Source organism: Methanosarcina sp. 1.H.A.2.2, from assembly GCF_000979975.1.
GTDB lineage: Archaea > Halobacteriota > Methanosarcinia > Methanosarcinales > Methanosarcinaceae > Methanosarcina.
In genome coordinates, this window is record NZ_JJQL01000096.1 from 1 (window position 1) to 20,570 (window position 20,570).

Consider the following 20,570-nt stretch of genomic DNA (forward strand, 5'->3'; position numbering starts at 1 on the left):
CTGTACTTTTAGTGGGGATAACTGTAAATTACGGCATTAAAGAAAGGAAGGAATTACAAGCTTTCTCTGAGTAACGAAGTAAAGAGGGGGCTAAAAATTGTATCAATTTATGGGCTGGAACAGGATATCGATTTCATGTAAATAGGCCAAAATTCAAGGCCGGCTCCTGATTCAAAATCGATAGCGTTAGGGCAAGAAAATTCCTTAACCGATGACCAATGAGATAGGATTAGAGAAATTAAGCAAAATAGAACTTAATAGAAAATAAGCAAAATAGAACTTTATAGAACTTAGTAGAAAATGAGAAAATCATAATGAGTTTGGTGCGGGAGAAGGGATTCGAACCCCTGAACGTCTGCACGAACAGATCTTGAGTCTGCCACCGTTGACCGCTTGGTTACTCCCGCGCTTTTCGGAATCCAAATAGGTAAAGTTACAACTAACATATAAAGCTAATCCTGTAAATAGACTAATCCTGCTAATTTTTGAGTATGGGGGATGTTTTGCAGATATTTTCATCTCATTTCCGGTTTCAGACTTTCCGGCTTCCGGCTTCAAGTTTTGAGACCTTCAGGTTTCCCTCACGAACTGTTTACATGGACCCAGTCGAGGTACTCCTGTTCTCCTTCAATTCCCCAGAATTCGATGGCAGGCAGGTCGTACGTATGAAGGATTTTCACGACTTTGATTATTTCATCAAGGCGTGAAGAGTCAGTTTTAACAAGCATTGCGATCTCATTCTGCTTCTCTATATTTTCGTTCCATCTGTAGATTGAAGATACAGGAAACATGTTTACGCAAGCTGCAAGCCTTCTTGAAACCAGCTCTCTTGCGATTTCTGATGCATTCTTCATATCTCCGACAGTGATGTATACGATCCCAAGCATGTAACAGGCACCTCATACAAAGTTATTATAACCACAAATATGCTGGATATACTGAATATTATTATTCGTGCAATTATTATCTATTGCCTTTGACCATAAAAATTACCTTTAAAATTACCTTTCCGGCAAACTGAAAGCTGTAATTCCATATAGGTTCTTATATAATTAGGATGTATTATTTTGTGCATTTTTCGAGACGGGCATTTTCAAAAAAGGTGTTATTAAGAAATTGGATCTCATGCTATGTAAAGACGAACTAAAACATTTTTATAATAAGATATACAACCGGGTTTAACAGCATTAATAAATTGAATGTATGCATTTCCCCTGACTATTGCTTAAAATGATAGCCCGGGATTTATAAACTGCATTCAAAGGTTGCTGGCGCTAACTTCTTTATTGAAGGCATGTTCTATATACAGTTATAATCTATCAACAGTTAATCGTCAATATTAAACGATTAACATTCACAATTCAAAGCTTATAAATGGTTCAGCTTAATTATTTTGGAGAATTTCCTTGAGTGGCACAAGCATTGCACTTGGTATTTTTTTAATGTACTGGTTCCTTATTTCCTTTCTTGATAGAAAGGGTATTCTGGAAAAGTATAACATAAGCACTTTCGGGCCTCTTCCGATCCTCATGATCAGGACAACAAAGGGTCTTAAACTACTGGATATTCTTGCCCGCCCGAGACGTTACTGGAGGATTTTCGCAAACATTGGAATCCTTATGATGTTTGCAGGCATGATTGCCATGTTCCTGGTCATTGCTATTTCGGACCTTGCGCTTTATACCTCGTTTCTGAACAATACAGTTCCGGAGCCGGGAAAGTACAATGCACCCAGGAATATCCTGCTGATTCCGGGTGTAAATGAGTTTATTCCCTTTACCTGGGGAGTGATTGCCCTCGTAGTTACTCTTGTAGTGCACGAGTTTTCCCATGCAATTCTGTGCAGGGTTGAAGGGATCAGAGTCAAATCCATGGGAATCCTGTTTGCCCTTGTCCCGATAGGGGGTTTTGCAGAACCTGATGATGAACAGCTCTTTGGCAAGAAAGAGGAAATAAAAAAAGAGCTGCCGCTAACGGCGACGATTGAGGAAATCAAAGAGTGGGAGCAGAGAGAAAAAGAAGAACAAAAGCTAAAAGAGGAACAAAACGGGGAAATAGATGTTTCCAGGCACAAAGAAACAAATCCTGCACCAGCAGTAATTGCCACAAGAAACCAGAGAGCCCGTATCCTTGCTGCCGGAGTTATGGCTAATTTCTGCGTTGCTTTTGTCGCTCTACTGCTCTTTTTCGGGCCTGTGCTGGGGGCAATTGCTCCTCTCAGTGATGCAATGATCGTAGGCGTAAACGAAAATTCTCCAGCTCAGCTTGCAGGGCTTCAGAAAGACATGGTAATCACGCAGGTTAATGACACAAACATAACCACAGGCATGGACCTTCTCTCCTATCTCGAGACAGTTGAACCCGGAGACTCTTTGCGCATCCATGCCTCAAAAGACAGTGTCGTTTCAGTCTATGAGTTAAAAGTTCCTTCTTCTCCGGAGAAATGTTTCAGTGGAGTGCCTATAGGAGGGATTGTAGAAGGAAGTCCTGCAGAGGCTGCAGGAATCGAGACCGGAATGACAATGCTCCGGATTAACGATACAAGAATGCGAAGCATTGCAAGTTTCATTGACTTTATGGAAGGGACAAGGGCAAACCAGACTATAGAGGTAGAGACGTTGCCCTCTGCAAATTATACGGGTGCCCTTACCGAAAATGGCACAGCTATCTTTGATGTCCAGCTGGCTCCTCACCCCTCGGGTGGTGAAAGTGGCTTCCTTGGAGTGATGTACGGGAATGAAGGAAACCTGGAGTGCCCGATGTTCGGAATTTCCATCTGGATGCCCCAGGCAAAATTCTATCTTGAAGCGCTAAAGCAGATCCCTTCCCTTCTGGACGAACCAGTAGGCTGGATTATCCTTTTCGGGCTTCCGATATACGGATTTGCAGGTGAGGGATTCCGCGGCTTTTCAGGCACAATCGCTCAGTTCTACCATCCGGTTGGATGGGCAGAGCCCCTGGGAGTCGGAATTTTCTGGATTGCAAATTCCCTGCTCTGGATTGGCTGGCTGAACTTTTACGTGGGCCTGTTCAACTGCCTGCCTGCAGTGCCTCTTGATGGTGGGCATGTATTCAGAGACTATAGCTACTCGCTCATATACCGGTTTACACGGAACGAAGCAGTCTCGGAAAGGGTCTCAAATTCGATCACAGCAAGTCTTTCGATGTTGATCCTGTTATCATTCCTCTTCATGATATTCGGGCCTTTCATAGGCCAGTGGATCTGAAAAGCTAAAACAGAGAACAGCATCGAAATTAATTCCTTCAATTCGGAAATCTGCTGGAAAGCCGGGAAGTTAAAATCTCTTCCCGTTTTTTGGCTTTTTTAATTCTGGTGGCCCCTGATAATTCTGGTGGTCCCTGATTAATCAGTTGCTATTATTCAGAATATCCAGACTCAGACTGGATCTTTTGTTTTTCTCTCCCTGCGCAGCAAGGAATTTTGCCACCCATCAACCAGATAAAAAAACTCCCGACAAAACGACACCGCAATTAGAGAAAAAATACATTGAGAAATACCCCCTGGCTGAAAGAATACTTTCCTTGACACAGGAAGCCGCTCTTTAATTTACAGGTAAACATAAGCATCTCCTCCAGTTTGGAGGGGGAACTTTCAAAAAAAGTAAATAATGAGTCTTTTTTCGGACACTGTTTTTACTTTTGGGTCAACGTCTCATTTTTTTCTTTGAAAGACTGCTCTCTTGCTTCGAGCGTGAAAAGAACGACTTAATACATATAATGATGTTTTATGGGTTAAAATTTGTTATTTAATCTTCTTTAGTCCTCTTGACCAAAAATAACCGCTAAAACCCATAAATTAGTCCTCTTGAGCGCAGCGAAAAGAACCTCGTGCTGTTGCACTTACAGTGCAACTCCCAGGAAATCTCTGATTTCCTGTGATCCCGAAGCGAAACTCGGGTGCCGAAGCGAAACTCGGGCGAGACGCAATTCGGGCGAGAATAAGTTCTCAAAGAACCTTCAAGCTAAATTCTATGAACACATAGAGATATTAATAAAGATTATAAGGTATTTTGACCTAGTTCAGCAGAAGAACTAAGGCAGGGCGCTAAAAATGTTTTCTTCGGGTAGAAAAAAGACGAGCCGCAGATCAAAGTTTCGAAAAATCATGCGCAAACGGCCTAATCTGGCATACAAACTTGCAGCTTTGCTCCTGCTTTCCATCTATATTCTGCTGTTCAAATATCTTATGATTCTTGAGAACCAGCCCGAAAATGCAAACGCTATCACAGCTATCTACTGGGCTACAACTACCATTGCAACGGTAGGATACGGCGATGTGGTCTTCGCCTCGCTTTCGGGAAGAATCTTTTCCATAGTCGTACAGGTCATGGGAATTATTCTGATTTCAGGTTTTCTTGCAACTTATGTTATTGCTCCCTGGATGGACAGGGTGATCAAGTTCAGGATGCCCAGGAAAGTCCCTTCCAGCATGAAAGAGCATATCATCATCTGTGGGTACAACCAGCTGGTAGAAACCCTTATTGATGAATTGGAAGAGCAGGAGATAACGTTTATAATAATTGAGGATGAGGAAGAAATAATCAAAGAACTTGTTTACAGGGATATCCCCTGCATTTTCGGGACTCCAAGTGACAGGCAGGCACTTACGAATGCAGGTATTGAAAAAGCCAGGATCCTTATTGCCAACAAGTCCGATGAAAGAAATGCAAACATCGTGCTAACCGCTCGGGAGTTCCAGCACCTCAATATTATTGCCATCGTTGAGGATAGGTCCAATTCAAAATACCTGAAATACGCAGGTGCAGACACTGTTGTTTCTCCGAAATCGATATTCGGGCAGTTTATCGGAAAAAAAGCAATGGACAGGCTTGTAAGCAGGGTGACAGGGACGACTGAAATTTTCAAAGGAGTGCACGTTACGGAATTTCCGATCTACCTCAAGAGCCCTCTTATAGGCAAGACCCTTAAAGAAGTTTCCAGCCAGCGGTTGACTGATGCAAGAATCGTTGGAATCTGGAAAAGCGGAGCCCTCTCTTTTAACCTTAAAGAAGATGATATCATCCGGGGCAATTCTGTCCTGCTGGCTGTGGGAACTCCTGAGGAGCTCTCAAAACTGAAGAAACTTACTCATTGATTGCCAGCCTGAAGTATACAGCTTTTATAGGCATCATAAATTCAATAGATGAGGGATTAATAATGGAGTCAAAAGGGCATCTGGTGGTACTCGGATACGGAGACGTTGGAAAGAGCATTGTGAGTGAACTCTCCGGAGGACTGTTCCGTTTTGTAGTTGTGGACTCCAATGAAAAAGTTTTTGAGAATGTGGAGTTTGAACATCTTGTGGGCAACGGGGCGGATGAGGAGGTCCTGATCGCAGCTGGAGTAAAAACTGCATCTTTTGTGTTTGTAGCCCTGAATGATGATACCAATGTTATTTTCGCAACCCTGATTTCCAGGGGACTCAACCCCGAAGCTACAATTGTGGCAAGAGCGAACTCCGTAAAATCAATCGATAAGATCTATAAAGCAGGAGCGGACTATGTTGGGTCTCTTTCCATAGTTGCAGGACAGATGCTGGCCAAAATGAGCGCAAATTGTATTGGAAAAGTCTGCAGGATCGATGAAGATATAATGCTTTACGAAGGCATAGAAATTGAAAAGTACCATATTGAGAAAGGCTCTTTTTTTGACCGAAAATCAATAGAAGACCTGGACCTCGAAAAAAAGATCGGGTGCACTGTAATAGGCATTGAGCGTGGAGGCCTTGTTACTATTACTATTAATAAACAGACGGTACTCCGGGCAGGAGACATAGTTGCATTTGTGGGAAGCAGCAAGCAGATCTCGGAGTTTAAGGAGAAATATCTTGATTAAAAAGTCTTTTTTATCTGTTCCTCTAATTCCCTGTTCCTCTAATTCCCTGTTTCTGTAACTCTATTTGTTTCTGTAACTACCTGTTCCTGCAATCTTTACAGATACCTGCTTTTCGGAGAACTTTCTACTTTTTTTCAGGAACAAATATATTGGTTGAAACAGAATATAATAAAATAGAAACTTACTTTTTATAGTAAGTGAAAGATTAACTTCTTATATTTAATGAGAAATTATTCTCATTTAAAAGAAACTTACCACGCTTATATATGTGATAATATGGAGAGTATGTGATAGTATGGAGAGTTTGTCTACCGGAGTAGAAGGGCTGGATTTGCTGATGGAGGGAGGGTATCCTAAAGGAAAGAGTATTCTGGTCACGGGCCCTCCGGGTTCGGGAAAAACCATCCTCGGAATTCATTTCCTTCACAGGAGTTGCCAGGAAGGCAAAAAATGCATACTTATTCTTACCAGAGAACTTACTGAAGATATACTTACTCAGGCCCGTGGCCTCAATCTTAATCTGGAGCCTTTCCTTGAGAACGGCCAGCTCAGTATCAGGAATATATTCGAAGACAAGATTAACAAGCTCAAAAGCGTTTCAAAATTCGGAAAAGGGCTCTGTGCCGTGGATGCGGATATAATCGAATATCTGAGCTCCATGTCTTCGGAAGTTGATGTTGTGGTCATTGACAACATTGGAGTAATGGCTATACATCACGAGATAAGGGAGTTTGCAGATGAGTTCAGTTCGATCTGCATTATTCTCCTGAAAAATGGATGTACAGGCCTCTTTGTAATGGATGAGGACTCTTACGAGCTGACTCACAAGCTTACAGGTTACATGGTTTTCGGGTTGATGAGACTCATAACACAGGAAAATTTCAGTTCTGGAAAAACGAAGCAGTATCTCTACATTGAAAAAATGAGAAATACTCCAGTTCCGGTCAAGTATTCCCTGTTTGACGTTACTCCGCAGGGAATTAGAGTAATCTCAGGCATGAAACCATCCCTCAAATGATCAGCTACCCGAATTGGGCCTCGGGATCACAGGAAATCGGAGATTTTCCGGGAGTTGCACTGCAAGTGCAACAGTCCGCTGTCCCCAGGAGGACCAATTAAACTGGGTAAAAATGTGAAAAAAGGTTATGCTGCTTTTATGATAAATTCACAGCAGTCATTCCTATTTCCGATGGTTTTTAGAGCCTCGAGACTGCAGGCCGAATCTACTTTCAAAGTTATGTTTGAAAAAATCTTCCTCGTCAGTGTGCAAAGGATGGGGTTTTTGCGGGCTTCTTCTCCTTTCCAGGGGCATTTTGTTCCCCTGACTACCCAGAGGTTTTCATTTTCACCCATGGTCGATGAAAAGGTTCCACCCATCTGGTTCATTATCTCGGCGCAGACATTCCCTGCGTAAGCCAGGTCCATTTCTCTGTCTTCAAAATGGTACAGATCAAAAAGTGTCTTTTCTACCATGCCTGTCATCTGATTTATTATAACCTTTTTTTCCTCATTTGAGACAGACTGGAGAAGGGTCGGAATTACGGATGTAAGGATACTCTGTACCCTGTTCTTTATTTCGAGACTGTCGCGGTCGGCAACCAATCTATCGTGAAGGCACTTGACTCTGAGCAGAGATTTTACTCGGGTCTTGAGTTCAAGCCTGTTTATAGGTTTTGTAAGGAAATCATCAGCTCCGACCTCAATCCCTCTGATCCGGTCTTCAAGTTCCGAAAGGGCTGTAAGCATCAGGACAGGAATGAACTGGGTTTCGGGATTTTCCTTGAGAATTTTGCAGACCTCATAGCCGTTGATCTCAGGCATCATAACATCCAGAAGCACAATATCCGGTTTTTCGTCCTTAACTTTCTGAAGTGCTTCATTTCCGCCATAGGCAGAGATAACTTCATAAGGTTCAACTGCAAGGTAGGCTTCCATCAGTTCTATATTTTCCTTCATGTCATCTACAATCAGGACTTTTGGTTTGTTTTTCTCATTCAACAAGGCTTCCTCCCTTGGGTTCATGAATCTTGATCCCTTTAGATGTGATTTCAAAGATTGACATATCGGGAGAAATAGGAGTACTGCGCATCTTGGGTATGCACAGATAGCGCTCCATTTTTCCGAGATAGGCATTCTCTTTTACCAGCAGGCGAATAGAACCGTAGACCGAGTACTCGGCAAGCTGGTGAGTTAAATTGTGTGCTGACTCGTCCATGATTAAAAGAGTAGTGCAGCCTTTTTTTCTCACGAGATAGTTCAGTCCGTCAAACTGGTCCCTGAGCCTTTTTTGGGAAACTCTCAGGGCAAAAGTGCCCAGATTATCTATGACAAGGCATTCTGTTCCTTCACGTATTAATTCTATAAGGTTTGGAAGTTCAATATCAAGGCTTTCAGGTTTAAATCCGTACCTTGTCTGCCCTATGCTTTCTGAACGGCTCTCAAATATGTTTTCTATGCTGAGTTGCCCGCTCTCATAGTAAGGCTTAATATCATGCCCCAGCATTTCTGCCTGGTAGATGATATCTTCAGGAGTTTCTTCAGTTGCGATCATCAGGCATTTTCTTCCTTCAACGCAGTTCCTGTGAATGAAATGGATTCCAAAGATAGTTTTTCCACTCCCTGCCACTCCTGTAATCAGGGTTGCTTTGTTCACAGGATAGCCCCCGATCAATTTCCTGTCCAGCTCCTCTATGCCTGTTGAAACCCTCTCCATTTTTGTAAACCCTCATTCTCTTGTGTACTTTGCCCCTTTTACTTCCCGCACTATCAGGTGACATTGAATTAGTTTTACAATGTATTGTAAGTTATAGAAAATATTCAAATAAATTTAGCAGTTTTAGGATTATTTAGTAGTTTTCTAACTTAAAACACATATTCACTATTCCTTAATAGCTTGAAATAAAAGAACTTTCTATTTAATTTTATTGATTATGATAAGGTCATATTTGGTGTCTATATTTCAATTGTGTATAATATTATGATGCCGAAAATTACTTCTATATATTAAAAGAACTTTTGTAATATAAAAGTTATGTTTGTGGTGTGTTTCTTTTATTTCAGTGATGTTTCTATTAATTTCGACCTGATATTTAGCTATAAATTTCTTTTCTTCAGTCAATATGCTAAATTTTATTTAGCCTGTGCCACTTGACAAACATTCTCATCAGGGGGAACTTTTGAATTTGCTCTCTTTTTCTGTCCATTTTTCTTAATTCTGAGAGAAACCTTTAATATAGGTAGTTACTATCACTACACTTGCACCATGGGCTCGTAGGGTAGCCAGGATATCCTAATGGGCTTCGAAGTAATATTATTACGAAGATACCCATTGACTCGTGTTCGAATCGCGGCGGGCCCGTTAATTATTCTTTTACCTGGCATCTTCAATTTTGCTATAAGTGTTCTTCTGTACAGTCTTTTCTTCAGCTGAATCTTATTCCTGAAAAGTTTTTTCACTCTGTGTTTTAAGATTTTCTTTTCACGGCATACCAGAATTCTACCAAAATCCTGCCAGAATCCTTTCATTGTGCGCCAAAAAATATTTATAATCTGGATTTTTTCCTGCAGGAAAAGAAACCACCGAAATTGAACAAAGAGGCCCCGGATGGAAAAGAAACATGAACCTTTATTCAGAATCGAATGGATTGATGCAAAAAACTCTGAAGCTCTGGAAGACGCCTTTAATGTCCGCAGAGAGGTCTTCATAAAAGAACAAAACATACCCGAGGACGAGGAATTTGACGAAGCAGACTTAAGGTCCTATCATGTTATTGTGTATGCAAATTCAAGACCAGTGGCTACAGGCAGACTTTTAAATGAGAGGGAAATGTGGCTTATAGGAAGGATTTCCGTCCTGAAAGAATGCAGGGGAAAACATGTCGGCAAACTCGTTGTAGATAAACTTCTGGAACAAGCTATTGAACTTGGAGCAGCAGAGGTTAATATTCATGCACAGACCCATGCAGTAAGTTTTTACAAAAAGTTTGGGTTTGTTGCTTTTGGTGATACTTTCCTTGAAGCTGGCATAGAGCATATCTCAATGGTAAAAAAGATCTGATTTCAAGGCAGATAGAAGTAAGGTTCGAAGTTAATTGAGGTTCGAAGTTAATCCCGGAAATCTCAGTCCTTATAATGCTGCAATTCTTATTTTCGGGATACTTATATATTATCTGAGCAAAATCCTATATTTATGAGCTGGTATGCAATAGATGCGGTAGACAGGGCTTTTTTAAGGGCAAAAAAAGCTCTCTTTGAACCTTTTGATTTCTGGAAATGGGTAAAACTCGCAGTCATTATCTTTTTGCTGGGTGGTGCAGCCTCTAACTATGGAGGCTCGGGTACCAATTACCGGATGGACTCCGAAGATTTCGGAAACAATTTACCTTATGTCGAACCGGGTCAGATCCCCGGATTTCCTTCCGGGATGAATGGAATTGACCCTTACCATATGTACTTTCCGGAACCAGCGGGAGTTATTATTGCAGTAATAGTCTTTCTTCTGCTCCTGGCTCTACTCATATCCTACATCTCCAGTATCATGGAGTTTGTTTTTGTGGAGTCACTGGTAAAAAACGAGGTTAAGTTCTGGGCTTATTTAGGGGAGTTTATGGGAAAGGGGTTCTACCTCCTGCTGGTGCGTCTGGCTCTCGGGCTGGTTTTTCTCGTGTTTTTTGCAATAGCTTTTCTACCTCTTATTCCCACCATCCTTGAGGAGCCTTCTGACGTTTCCGTGCCTGTTCTTATAGGCGGGATTTTCTGGTTTATTGTTGTGCTTCTGATATTGGCCCTGGTCGGAGTGGCAATCAATTCCTTTTTAAGCCTTGCAATTCCTCTTTCAATTTACCGGAACACCGGGATTCTTTCAGCTTTCGGGCTTGTCTTTGCAAACTTCAGGAAAAGCTGGAAGGAAGTTATTGTTTACTGGTTTGTCAGATTCTTACTCAGCATAGGAATAGCTATTCTTGCAATTCTTCTTTTCGGGATTACTATGCTGTTTTTAGGGCTGATTTTCCTTATTACCGATGGGATTCTGTACTTCCTTTTTTCAGCCCTTGTATCAGATCCCCTTGTCTGGATACTCCTTATTCCCTTTGTACTTATAGAGCTGGCATTGATCTTCGGAGCCCTTCTTTTCCTCAATGTACCCCTTGCTGTTTTCATGAAGTACCATCTCTTGAGTTTCCTTGAAACCTGGTTTGTCGGTGCAGAAATTCCCTTTTTTGATGCTCCTGTCCAGGAGCCTGAAAAGGGTTTGAGCGAAGCTGAGGTTAATTTTTGAGTTGAATTTTGATGTTTGAGTTAAATATAAGAAAATTCAGGGGTTTGAACCGATTTTAGAGTCGGTCTCCCTGAGTTTTCTGGATATTCAGGTCAGCATTTTAACAGCTGACCTCTTTTTTATGTCAGGACAAAGAACCTGTGTTTAGAAACTCTGCTTTTTTAATAATAATATACTTCCTGAAACTAACTATATTCTGCGAATATTCTTTCCGGATCTCATTCGGAAATCAAAGTTTGGGAGTTGAAAATAATGAAGCAGGAGTTCATCGAGAAATATTATCTGGGTAAAGAAGTAGAAATTGATATTGGAGGAAACACTACATACAGAGGAGTTGCTGCCGAATGCAAAGACGGGGTCCTTAGCCTTAAATGGACTATAAAAGAAGAAGGCTATACCCATATCGATATCGAGAAAATTGCTGCAATGTGGAGAACCCTGAAGCAAAAGTAAGAAGATGTCAAAGTAAAACAATATCGTAAAATGATATTTAAAAACAATATCGTAAAATGGTATTGTAACAGGCGCAGTAAAATAATACACTTCAAAATTTGCTTATACCATACGAATTAAACTCAGTAGTAGAGGTAGCTGAAGTCTTTTCAGTTCCTCTACGGCTAAGTTTTAACTTTAAGGCGGGAAGTTTCCTTCCTCAATGTGAAGCAGCAGAGAGGAGTAGTTCACTTTTACATTCAAGCTTTTGAGGAGGGGAAAGAAGCCTCTACTTTTTTATCCCAATTTTTTCTGTTTCAAACTCTTTCTTCCTGAAAACCGGAATCCTGCTGTAGATTTTGAGTTTTTATTCTCTACTTTCTAACCCGGATAGTTCTGTAAAAATATCGTGATAAAATATCGTGATAAAATATCGTGATAAAATATCGTGGTAAGTACTGTGAATAAGTATATGAATAGAAAACAATGGACTGTCTTTTCTGCTGTTACAATAAAGCTTAAATTAAGTACAGTAATTACTGAATAAACTGATTGGCGTGCAGTGAATCCTTTTATCCGTCGGAAAGGTGTAGATTTGCTTTCCCGGGTAAGGATATTTTGTACGTAAGATATTTGTCTGAAGTAAAGTATATAAGCGGTTGGTAAAGGACATTATATACTTTACTGTAGATTCGGTACCTTACCGGTCAGAGGTTTGTTATAGTATGCTGACCAGTAATTTACCCTGAAATCAGCGCTTACTGGTTATCAGTGCTAGCAGCGGTTTGTCAGTATTAGTATTGTCACCACTTACTGATTAGCAATTTATCAAGAGTTGTCAGTCAGCCGCAGGATAGGGCTTGAATCGACGACCTTTACTTCAGTTTATTTTTCATCAGGGAGACTCCCATATGATAAAAGAAATCACTGCCAAATACAATGCAGAACAAATTGAAAATAAAGTAACGCAGTTCTGGGAAGACAGCGATGCCTACCGGAAAACCCGGGAGCACCGTAAAACCGGAAAAAGGCTTTTTTTTGTTGACGGCCCCCCGTACACTACAGGACATATCCACCTGGGGACTGCCTGGAATAAGATCATTAAAGATTCTATTCTCCGCTATTATTCCATGAACAACCGCAATATCATGGAGCGCCCCGGCTGGGATATGCACGGGCTGCCCATCGAAGTAAAGGTAGAGGGCGTTCTCGGCTTTAAGTCCAAGAAGGACATTGAGAGTTTCGGGGTAGGGAATTTCATTGAGAAATGTAAGGAGTTTGCCATAAACCAGAAGCAGGCAATGACCGAGCAGTTTGAGAGGCTCGGGGTCTGGCTGCAGTGGGAAGACCCCTACATGACCCTGAAAGATGAGTACATCGAAGCAGCCTGGTGGACCCTCAAACAGGCCGAGGAAAAGAACCTGCTTGATGTGGGCAAGCGTGTGGTCAACTGGTGTCCCCGTTGCGAAACCGCCATTGCCGACTCCGAAGTCGAATATGCGGACCGGACCGACCCGTCCATCTATGTCAAGTTCAAGGTCAGGGGAGAGGAAAACACCTTCATAGTGATCTGGACCACAACCCCCTGGACCATCCCCTCGAACATCGCCGTTGCGGTCCACCCGTCCTTCGAATACGCGAAGTTCAGGGCAGTCCGCCAGGACGGAAAGGAAGAAATCCTGATCGCAGCCACAACCCTCATTGAGAACGTGCTCAGGAAGGGCAGGTACACGGACTACGAGATCCTTGAAACCATGCTCGGGGAAGACGTCGCAGGCCTGGAATACGAGAGCCCCCTTGCGGACCTGATCCCGCGCCAGGCTGAATTCAAGCACAATGTCTACGAGGCCGAATACGTAACCGCAGAAAACACCGGCTGTGTGCACATTGCCCCGGGGCACGGGATGGACGACTTTAACGTAGGGGTCAAAAACGGCCTGCCGATTTTCTGTCCCGTAGGCCCGAACGGTTCTTACACCGGGGAAGCCGGCAAGTATGCAGGCATGAACATAAGGGAAGCAAACGCTGTTGTCATCGAGGACCTCCTGGAGCGCGACAGGCTCCTTGCCGAGGGGACCGTGACCCACCGTTACGGACACTGCTGGCGCTGCAAGACCCCGATCATCTACCTGGCGACCGAACAGTGGTTCCTCAAAATTACCGATCTCAAGGAAAAAATGCTCGAGGCAATCGATGCAGTAGACTGGTACCCCGACTGGGCAGGCTCGGCCCGCTTCAGGACCTGGGTGGAAGGCGCAAGGGACTGGTGCATCTCCAGGCAGCGCTACTGGGGAATCCCAATCCCGGTCTGGAAATGCCGGAAATGCGGCAAGCTCGAAGTCATAGGGACCAGGGAAGAACTCATTGAAAAGTCCAGCAATGCTGGCGGGGAAATCGAACTGCATCGCCCCTACGTGGATGAAGTGCTCATTCCCTGTGAGTGCGGTGGGGACAAAAAGCGTGTTGAAGACGTTTTTGATGTCTGGTTCGACTCGGCTGTTGCTTCGTGGGCAACCCTGAAGTTCCCGCAGACGCAGGATCAGTTTGATGAATGGTGGCCTGCTGACTTCATTACCGAAGGGCATGACCAGACCCGAGGCTGGTTCTATTCCCAGCTTGGAGCAAGCATGGTCGGCTTTGGACGGGCGCCTTATAAGAGTGTGCTCATGCACGGCTTTACTCTTGATGCCGGCGGAAAGAAGATGTCAAAGAGCCTTGGAAATGTAATTTCCCCACTGGAAATCATCGACAGGTTCGGGGCAGATACCCTGCGTGCCTACGTGCTTTCCTCAAGCGCACCCTGGGATGACCTGAAGTTCAACCTGGAGGAGATAGAAACTGTCCACCGCTCAATTAACATCCTCTGGAACGTTTTCAGGTTCCCGCTTCCGTATATGGCGCTTGACAACTTTGACCCGATGCAGGTCAGCCTGGACTCTGTAAAAGATGCCCTGCGGGAAGAAGACAGGTGGATTCTCTCAAGAGCCCAGTCCGTGGTAAAAGCTGTAGATGAAGCCATGAGCGGGTACCTGCTGCATAAAGCAGTTCGTGAGATTCTGGAGTTTGCTCTGGAAGACCTCTCGCGCTGGTATATCCAGCTTATCCGCCCGAGGACCTGGACCGAAGCTGACGACCCGGACAAGCTTGCAGCTTATTGTGTGCTTTACGAAGTCTATGTAACCATCACAAAACTGATCTCCCCCTTCATGCCCTACCTGGCTGAGGAGATGTACCAGAACCTGATCCGGAATGTGGATCCGAAAGCTCACGAATCCGTGCACATGTGCGACTGGCCGAAGGTTAACGAAGCCTATCTTGACCCCGAGCTTGAAGCAGCCATGAGCACTGCACGCTCCATTGTGGAAGCTGCCTCAAACGCCCGCCAGAAGGCAGGAAGAAAACTCAGGTGGCCCATATCCAGAATTGTTGTCTCCCCTGAAAGCGAGGATGCAGCAAAGGCAGTTGACAGGCTGCGTTCAGTCCTTATGGACCAGACCAATTCCAAAGCCATTGTTCTTACAGGTGTGGGCAAGAGCTGGGACGAACTCGGGCTTGAGGTTATCCCTGACCCGGGTAAGATCGGTCCTGTCTTCAAGAAGGATGCCGGAAAAGTTATTCCTGCCCTGCAAAAAGTCGACGGTGTTGCTTTAAAGAAAGCCTTTGCCGAAACCGGGGAATTCGAGCTCCCATTGGCCGACGGGACCACTGTCACAATTACCCCGGGCATGGCAAACTACAACGAAACCCTGCCCGAAGGTACAGCCAGCGCAGAGTCCGATGCAGGCCTTGTTTATGTGGATGCAAACCTTACTCCTGAACTCGAAGCTGAAGGATACTCAAGGGAAGTCATCCGCAGGCTGCAGGACATGCGGAAGGAACTCGACCTTATTGTGGACGAGAACATCCGCGTCTCTGTCCGGATCGAAGACGAAAGGGTCTTAACGCTTGTTGAAACCCTGAAGGATCTGATTGCAGAAGAGGTTAGAGCCGATTTCTTTGACATAGGCAGCGGTATTGAGATTTCCGGAGCCCTTGTAAAGGACTGGGATGTCGAAGGCATTGCCATGAAGATGGGAATTGCAAAGAAATAACTCTGCAATTAAGTTTAAGAACGAAACTCGATAAGAAAATCTAAGTTCAGAAAAGAAAAACAGGAAAGGAGTGATTAAGATGGATTTTGCTGCCTGGGAGCCTATCTACGAACGAATTCTTGAAGACTTCGGGTTCGACCGCAAAGGTGATGAAGAGGCAGCTCGCCTCCTTTCCCAAAAGCTGACTGAGAGAAACACTGCCAGCCTTTTCGAACTCAAAGACACGGTTTCAGGAAAGCCTCTTCTGGTCTGCGGAAATGCTCCCGGACTCAGAAATGAGCTTTCGAAAATCGACCTTTCTGCTTTTGTGATTGTTGCAGCCGACGGAGCTGCCGCTGTCCTTATGGATATGGGCCGCGTGCCTGAAGTCATCTGTACCGACCTTGACGGTAATTCCGAAGCTGACATTGAAAAAGAGATTCTCGCCTGCACACGGGGCTCAATAGTCCTTATCCACGCCCATGGGGATAACATGGATAAGCTGGAAAAATACGTTCCGCGGTTCAGGCGCTTTATTGCAACTACCCAGGCCCGGCCTTTAGATAACGTTTACAACTTTGGCGGGTTCAGTGATGGGGACCGCTGCGTTTTTGTAGCTCGGGAGTTCGGAGCTAAAAGCATCAGGCTGGCTGGTTTTGATTTTGAAGATCCCTCAGTGAATCCGATTAAGAAAAAGAAGCTTAATTGGGCGAAAGAATTAATCGATATGTTAGGGATTTGAAGGCTAAACGGCTATGTGGATGGTCGGGGTTCAGTGAACTAACAGGTTCAAATCTTTTTCATGCAAGGATTGACCAAAAATTTTTATGTTGGAGAAAGCTATACCCCTAAAGAAAAAACGGTAATTTGCATAGTGTATAAATAGAAAGGGTTATCCACTTTTTTAGTTCAATTCACATACTCTAAAGCTTTAAATATGGTGATATCACTCTTTTGCACCTTTAATTCCCATAAGCTGCCTTATAGTTCCCTTATTTGCAGAAAATAGGGAAAAAACCTTTATTCTATTGGCGAATTATTTAAATTATAACATAGGAATTAAATAAATAAGTTTATCCCTTTTTTCCCGTGAAATTTATCCAGATTTTCAACGACTATTAATGGTAAGTATTGTTAATTCTGCTAATTTTATATATTTCATGAATATATTTTTATTTATACTTTAAGGCAATTAAAATTCAGTCTGTTAGCCTTCAAATAGAATCTATCTGCAAGACTAATTTCTAAAAATAATTGCCAGGAGTATAATCTTGATGTTGGGGGTTGATAGCGAGTTATACTTCAGAAATATACACCATCAGGAGATTGATCTAATCAAAAAACTCCATTCTTTCCAAATTATGTACAGGAATATGTAAGACAAATACGAAAAGAATACACTAAAATCTGGAGGGAAATTTAATGGGATTTCTAAGTATCTGGTACTATAACGTAAAAGTATACTACGAAGTAACATACCTTTCGATTTTTGCCAGATGGTAATCTATAATACAAAGCATAGAATAATAAGAACCATGCGGGCGGAAAAGAAACCGTTTCCGTAACCATCTTTTTGGGATATAATGAATACATTTCCTGGATTCGTTTTATCTTAAATTGATGGTATTGGTTCTTACTTTTTTATCAGTTGGGAGCTACATATTCCTTTTCAGGTCTCCCTGTGTGATTATTTGGGTAAATTGCCTGTAACATCTTCTCTTCTAAAAGAATTCTTTTTCCAAAGAAAAAAACCGAAGTTTTGATGTTTAATTTTGTGAAGTGTTATTCTTTTTTTTTCAGCAAAATTATCCCCTTTTAAGGGTTTTAAATGGATTTTTTGTAAAATAGAGCTTATAACTAATGTACTTTAGAGTTTGGAATTATTTTCTTGGAAATAGGATGCCGTACCCAAAAATAATTGCTAAAAATAAATGTCATTGAGTATATTTATTCATTGAGTATATTTATCATGAAAACTTTTTTTCTTGCCTGAATAATGAATTGAAAACTAAATATCCTGCATTATTGAGAGCTTTTAAGAATTCTAACTTATAAATTAAGAAAAAAGTAAATCTACAATTTCAGGTGGATATTTGTCTGGATTTTCGGAGACTATTAAATGATTAGAATAATTTATTCTGGTATTATTATATAATTGGTAATTATTCTTATTATTATCATTATTATTTTATACTCTATGGCAATTAAAATTAAATTTACTCCTCTCCAAATGAAAATCAGTATCAAGAATAGTTTCAAAAACTAATTGTCGTGAGTATAATACCTATCTGGGGGTTGATAAGGGTTTTATTCAGTTAGGAAGTGTGGAATACTTTCAGCTTTAATGTAGTCTCTGTGAGATCTTTGCTGCTAATATGCAATATATAACTTTGATTGCAGATGACTGACGTATAACGGAAACATGAACAAAGACAAATTAGAAGACGGAGGAATTATAATGTGTTGGTTTTTCTTCCACTTTATAATAATTAAAATTAAGTTCTGGATGCCTAAATTCCGTCATCACTGCTAAATTTTGGGTCCACTACTGATTTTAGATAAAGTATATCTCTTTCGGAGATATCAATTAACCATTAATAGCCATTATGACTATGTTTTGAAACGATCGTAATGGCTACATTTAAAATGGTCATTATAGAGGATTATCTCTACTAAGCCGGAACAGAAACTCTTTTTGCTTTCTTTTTGATATAACAGCAGGTAATTGTGAGCTTTTACATGGTTGGTATTTTTGAGTGAATTGAAAAGCGGTTTTCAAGTCCAATGTAACTATTTATCGGACCAGATGGTATTTTCCCATACTATTCCATTGGTCATCGGTTAAGGAATTTTCTTCCCTGTACACACAAATGCTCCGATCACTGCCATAACTACCCATAGAATGCCTGTAAAAGGAGTGCTTTTCGTATCTGAGGGTGAGTTTGAATCTGCTGGCTGTTCACTTGCAGTCTCTGTGTTTTCTATCCGATTTTCGTCCTGCCATTTTCCCTGAATTTTCAGCTCCTCAATTACCGCATCCCTGTCTGATGTCGGATGTTTTCCGGGAAATCCCACGGACACGCTGAAAAGCTGCTCATCGGGCTCTTCGTCCCTGAGCATGAGGAGCACGGACTCGTTCTGGGTGAACTCTGCCTGGTCTTCAGTCCAGACATACTTTCCGGTCTCGGTTCTCACCTTTATGGTTTCGGTGGGCAGGGGGTTATAGAGCCATTCTTCAACTGTAATTTTGAAGATCGTATGGTCATAGTTTATATCAATCCCGCTAACCGTTCCTATCACTATTCTGTCTGAGGCGTTAATCTGGTAGGGTATTTCAGAAGCCTCTTCAATCAATTCGGCTGCTGCAGGACCTGAAGCCAAAAGGAGCAGGGACAGTGCGGATAATATCAAGAGCATATTCAGTTTTCTCATAGAATTCCCCTGTAGTATATTTCAGATTGATTTCTCCTGTTTTTATTCCGGATTGATTTCTCCTGTTTTTGGTTCAATTTTGTTTTTAATTTCCTGTTTATTCTTTCATTAGCCCTTTATTTTCTCTATTATATCTTATATACATTTTTTAAGCTGCGGATTCATTTGAACCTTTTATTTTCATCTGAACCATTGAAAGAAAGAGTAGCTTTTCAAGGGTTGAGAAGATGACATGAGAAATGAACAATGACAAAAAGGGTTGAGAATACTGCATTTTAGCTTTTAGACTCGTATGGGGATTTTAATTGAATGAGGACCAACAAATTTAATATATTTATCTGAAGACAAATATAATTAATCAATGACAATGTAATTATTCGATGCGAATATGAAATGCTCATTCTTTTTTGTGGGGGCAAAAAATAAGGGAAAATTTTACAATCAGATTTTTTACTTTTTCGTAAAAAAGTACTTTTGAGGATTTCTACAAAATCAAATCTCATTGATGACGTGGGGTAATGCAAAATGAAAAAGGGAAAATGTCCAAAATGCGGGAGCGAAAATCTCGATATAGGCCATATAATTGGAGAACGTATAGGTTATGAGTCTGATAGCGAATGCTATTTTACCGGTCCCATGCGCGAATTTAAAGTGCATGTTTGTTTAGATTGTGGATATGCTGAATTTTATGTGGATGTAGTTAATCGAAAAAAGTTGAAAGTTGAATCTAAAGTGTAAATATGTGTTATGGGTCCGCATAAGTGACAGAGATAGCACAAGTGACAGAGATAGCGAAGCATTAAATTTTAGAGAAAAGTATTGGAAATTGATCCATACAGTGCTTATGCATGGAATAAAAAAGGCGATATCCTCTTTTGTTAAGCTGAAAAATGGTCCCGGATTTAGTGGAAATGGTGGAAAGGCTAAAAACAGCTGTCAAGATGTATGTATCCGGGTATCGCATAATGTTGAGGCATATCATACGATACATGATGAGGCATCAATCTGGATACGACTTCATCAAACCGGTCTTGCCTTTCCACCGCATCTAATATAAGGCTTTTAGCCTTAGTCTACCACTTTCTAATCATCTATTGCCCTTTTTTTCTTGCAGTCCTTCGCCCATCTATGAAACGATTCACTCATATAACGCCAGGGTGGAGTGATGATCGTAATGGCAGCGAAGAACTTTTCACGTATTTCTGCGCCGCAGAAATACGAATTATGATTGGCTTTTATTGTTATAAATAATTTTCCAGATCGATTTATATAAACTCAACTATTTTTAATATGAGGAAAACATTAAAGCAAAAAAAAAGATTATTACGTAAATATTTCTTGTTTTCACAGACTCTTCCGGGTGACACAGATCTAAAAATCAAAATGCATTCATGGTTCTCATAATTTTGAGTAGCTTGAAAAATGGGCAGGAAAGAGGAAAGGTTGAAGTTAACAGCTAAATAATATTATTGATATATCTATAAGTATAATTCTCTTAATAT

14 protein-coding genes and 2 tRNA genes are annotated in these 20,570 nt (G+C 41.6%); 11 read left to right on the top strand and 5 right to left on the bottom strand.

The window, feature by feature from the left end; all coding sequences use genetic code 11:
• Positions 1-321 precede the first annotated feature (321 nt).
• Positions 322-407: transfer RNA gene (locus EO93_RS15715), tRNA-Leu, on the bottom strand.
• 174 nt (positions 408-581) lie between these two features.
• Positions 582-887 (bottom strand): divalent-cation tolerance protein CutA, encoded by a 306-nt coding sequence (gene cutA / locus EO93_RS15720; RefSeq protein ID WP_048163539.1) that lies wholly within the window; start codon positions 885-887, stop codon positions 582-584.
• 519 nt (positions 888-1,406) lie between these two features.
• On the opposite strand from cutA, the gene EO93_RS15725 reads away from it, so the two are divergent.
• The 4 genes from EO93_RS15725 (at position 1,407) to EO93_RS15740 (ending at position 6,874) form a co-directional block, all read left to right on the top strand.
• A complete protein-coding gene (locus EO93_RS15725; RefSeq protein ID WP_048163541.1) occupies positions 1,407-3,227 on the top strand; it encodes a site-2 protease family protein in 1,821 nt (606 codons plus the stop codon).
• A gap of 899 nt (positions 3,228-4,126) precedes the next feature.
• A complete protein-coding gene (locus EO93_RS15730) occupies positions 4,127-5,116 on the top strand; it encodes a TrkA family potassium uptake protein (protein ID WP_235283324.1) in 990 nt (329 codons plus the stop codon).
• Between the two features lie 62 nt (positions 5,117-5,178).
• A complete protein-coding gene (locus EO93_RS15735; protein WP_048163563.1) occupies positions 5,179-5,856 on the top strand; it encodes a TrkA family potassium uptake protein in 678 nt (225 codons plus the stop codon).
• A gap of 295 nt (positions 5,857-6,151) precedes the next feature.
• Positions 6,152-6,874: an RAD55 family ATPase gene (locus tag EO93_RS15740; RefSeq protein ID WP_048133626.1), complete on the top strand. Its 723-nt coding sequence runs from the start codon at positions 6,152-6,154 to the stop codon at positions 6,872-6,874.
• A 125-nt stretch (positions 6,875-6,999) separates the two neighbouring features.
• On the opposite strand, the gene EO93_RS15745 is transcribed toward EO93_RS15740, so the two are convergent.
• Together EO93_RS15745 and EO93_RS15750 are read right to left on the bottom strand one after the other, a co-directional pair.
• On the bottom strand, positions 7,000-7,854 hold the full coding sequence (locus EO93_RS15745) for a response regulator (protein ID WP_235284307.1): 855 nt from the start codon (positions 7,852-7,854) through the stop codon (positions 7,000-7,002).
• Complete coding sequence (locus EO93_RS15750; RefSeq protein ID WP_048163546.1) at positions 7,847-8,569, bottom strand: ATPase domain-containing protein; 723 nt, start codon at positions 8,567-8,569, stop codon at positions 7,847-7,849. Before EO93_RS15750 ends, EO93_RS15745 begins: the two co-directional genes overlap by 8 nt.
• A 551-nt stretch (positions 8,570-9,120) precedes the next feature.
• Between EO93_RS15750 and EO93_RS15755 the strand changes: the two genes are divergently transcribed.
• The 6 genes from EO93_RS15755 to EO93_RS15780 all read left to right on the top strand — a co-directional run bounded on the left by EO93_RS15755 (position 9,121) and on the right by EO93_RS15780 (position 16,378).
• Positions 9,121-9,214, top strand: a tRNA-Arg gene (locus EO93_RS15755).
• Positions 9,215-9,460: 246 nt separating this feature from the next.
• Positions 9,461-9,913 carry a GNAT family N-acetyltransferase gene (locus EO93_RS15760; RefSeq protein WP_048163548.1) on the top strand — a complete coding sequence of 151 codons (453 nt, stop codon included), beginning with the start codon at positions 9,461-9,463 and terminating at the stop codon, positions 9,911-9,913.
• 132 nt (positions 9,914-10,045) lie between these two features.
• Entirely contained in the window at positions 10,046-11,134 is a 1,089-nt protein-coding gene (locus EO93_RS15765) for a hypothetical protein (protein ID WP_048163550.1), read from the top strand.
• Positions 11,135-11,386: 252 nt separating this feature from the next.
• A complete protein-coding gene (locus tag EO93_RS15770; protein WP_048133631.1) occupies positions 11,387-11,587 on the top strand; it encodes an MM0924 family protein in 201 nt (66 codons plus the stop codon).
• Positions 11,588-12,477: 890 nt separating this feature from the next.
• Complete coding sequence (ileS, locus tag EO93_RS15775) at positions 12,478-15,657, top strand: isoleucine--tRNA ligase (protein ID WP_048163551.1); 3,180 nt, start codon at positions 12,478-12,480, stop codon at positions 15,655-15,657.
• Between the two features lie 79 nt (positions 15,658-15,736).
• Complete coding sequence (locus EO93_RS15780) at positions 15,737-16,378, top strand: 6-hydroxymethylpterin diphosphokinase MptE-like protein (protein ID WP_048163553.1); 642 nt, start codon at positions 15,737-15,739, stop codon at positions 16,376-16,378.
• 2,099 nt (positions 16,379-18,477) lie between these two features.
• Here EO93_RS15780 and EO93_RS15785 read toward each other — a convergent pair.
• Positions 18,478-19,068: a hypothetical protein gene (locus EO93_RS15785; RefSeq protein WP_156161358.1), complete on the bottom strand. Its 591-nt coding sequence runs from the start codon at positions 19,066-19,068 to the stop codon at positions 18,478-18,480.
• Positions 19,069-19,593: 525 nt separating this feature from the next.
• Here EO93_RS15785 and EO93_RS15790 point away from each other — a divergent pair.
• Complete coding sequence (locus EO93_RS15790; RefSeq protein ID WP_048133634.1) at positions 19,594-19,806, top strand: hypothetical protein; 213 nt, start codon at positions 19,594-19,596, stop codon at positions 19,804-19,806.
• Positions 19,807-20,570 lie beyond the last annotated feature (764 nt).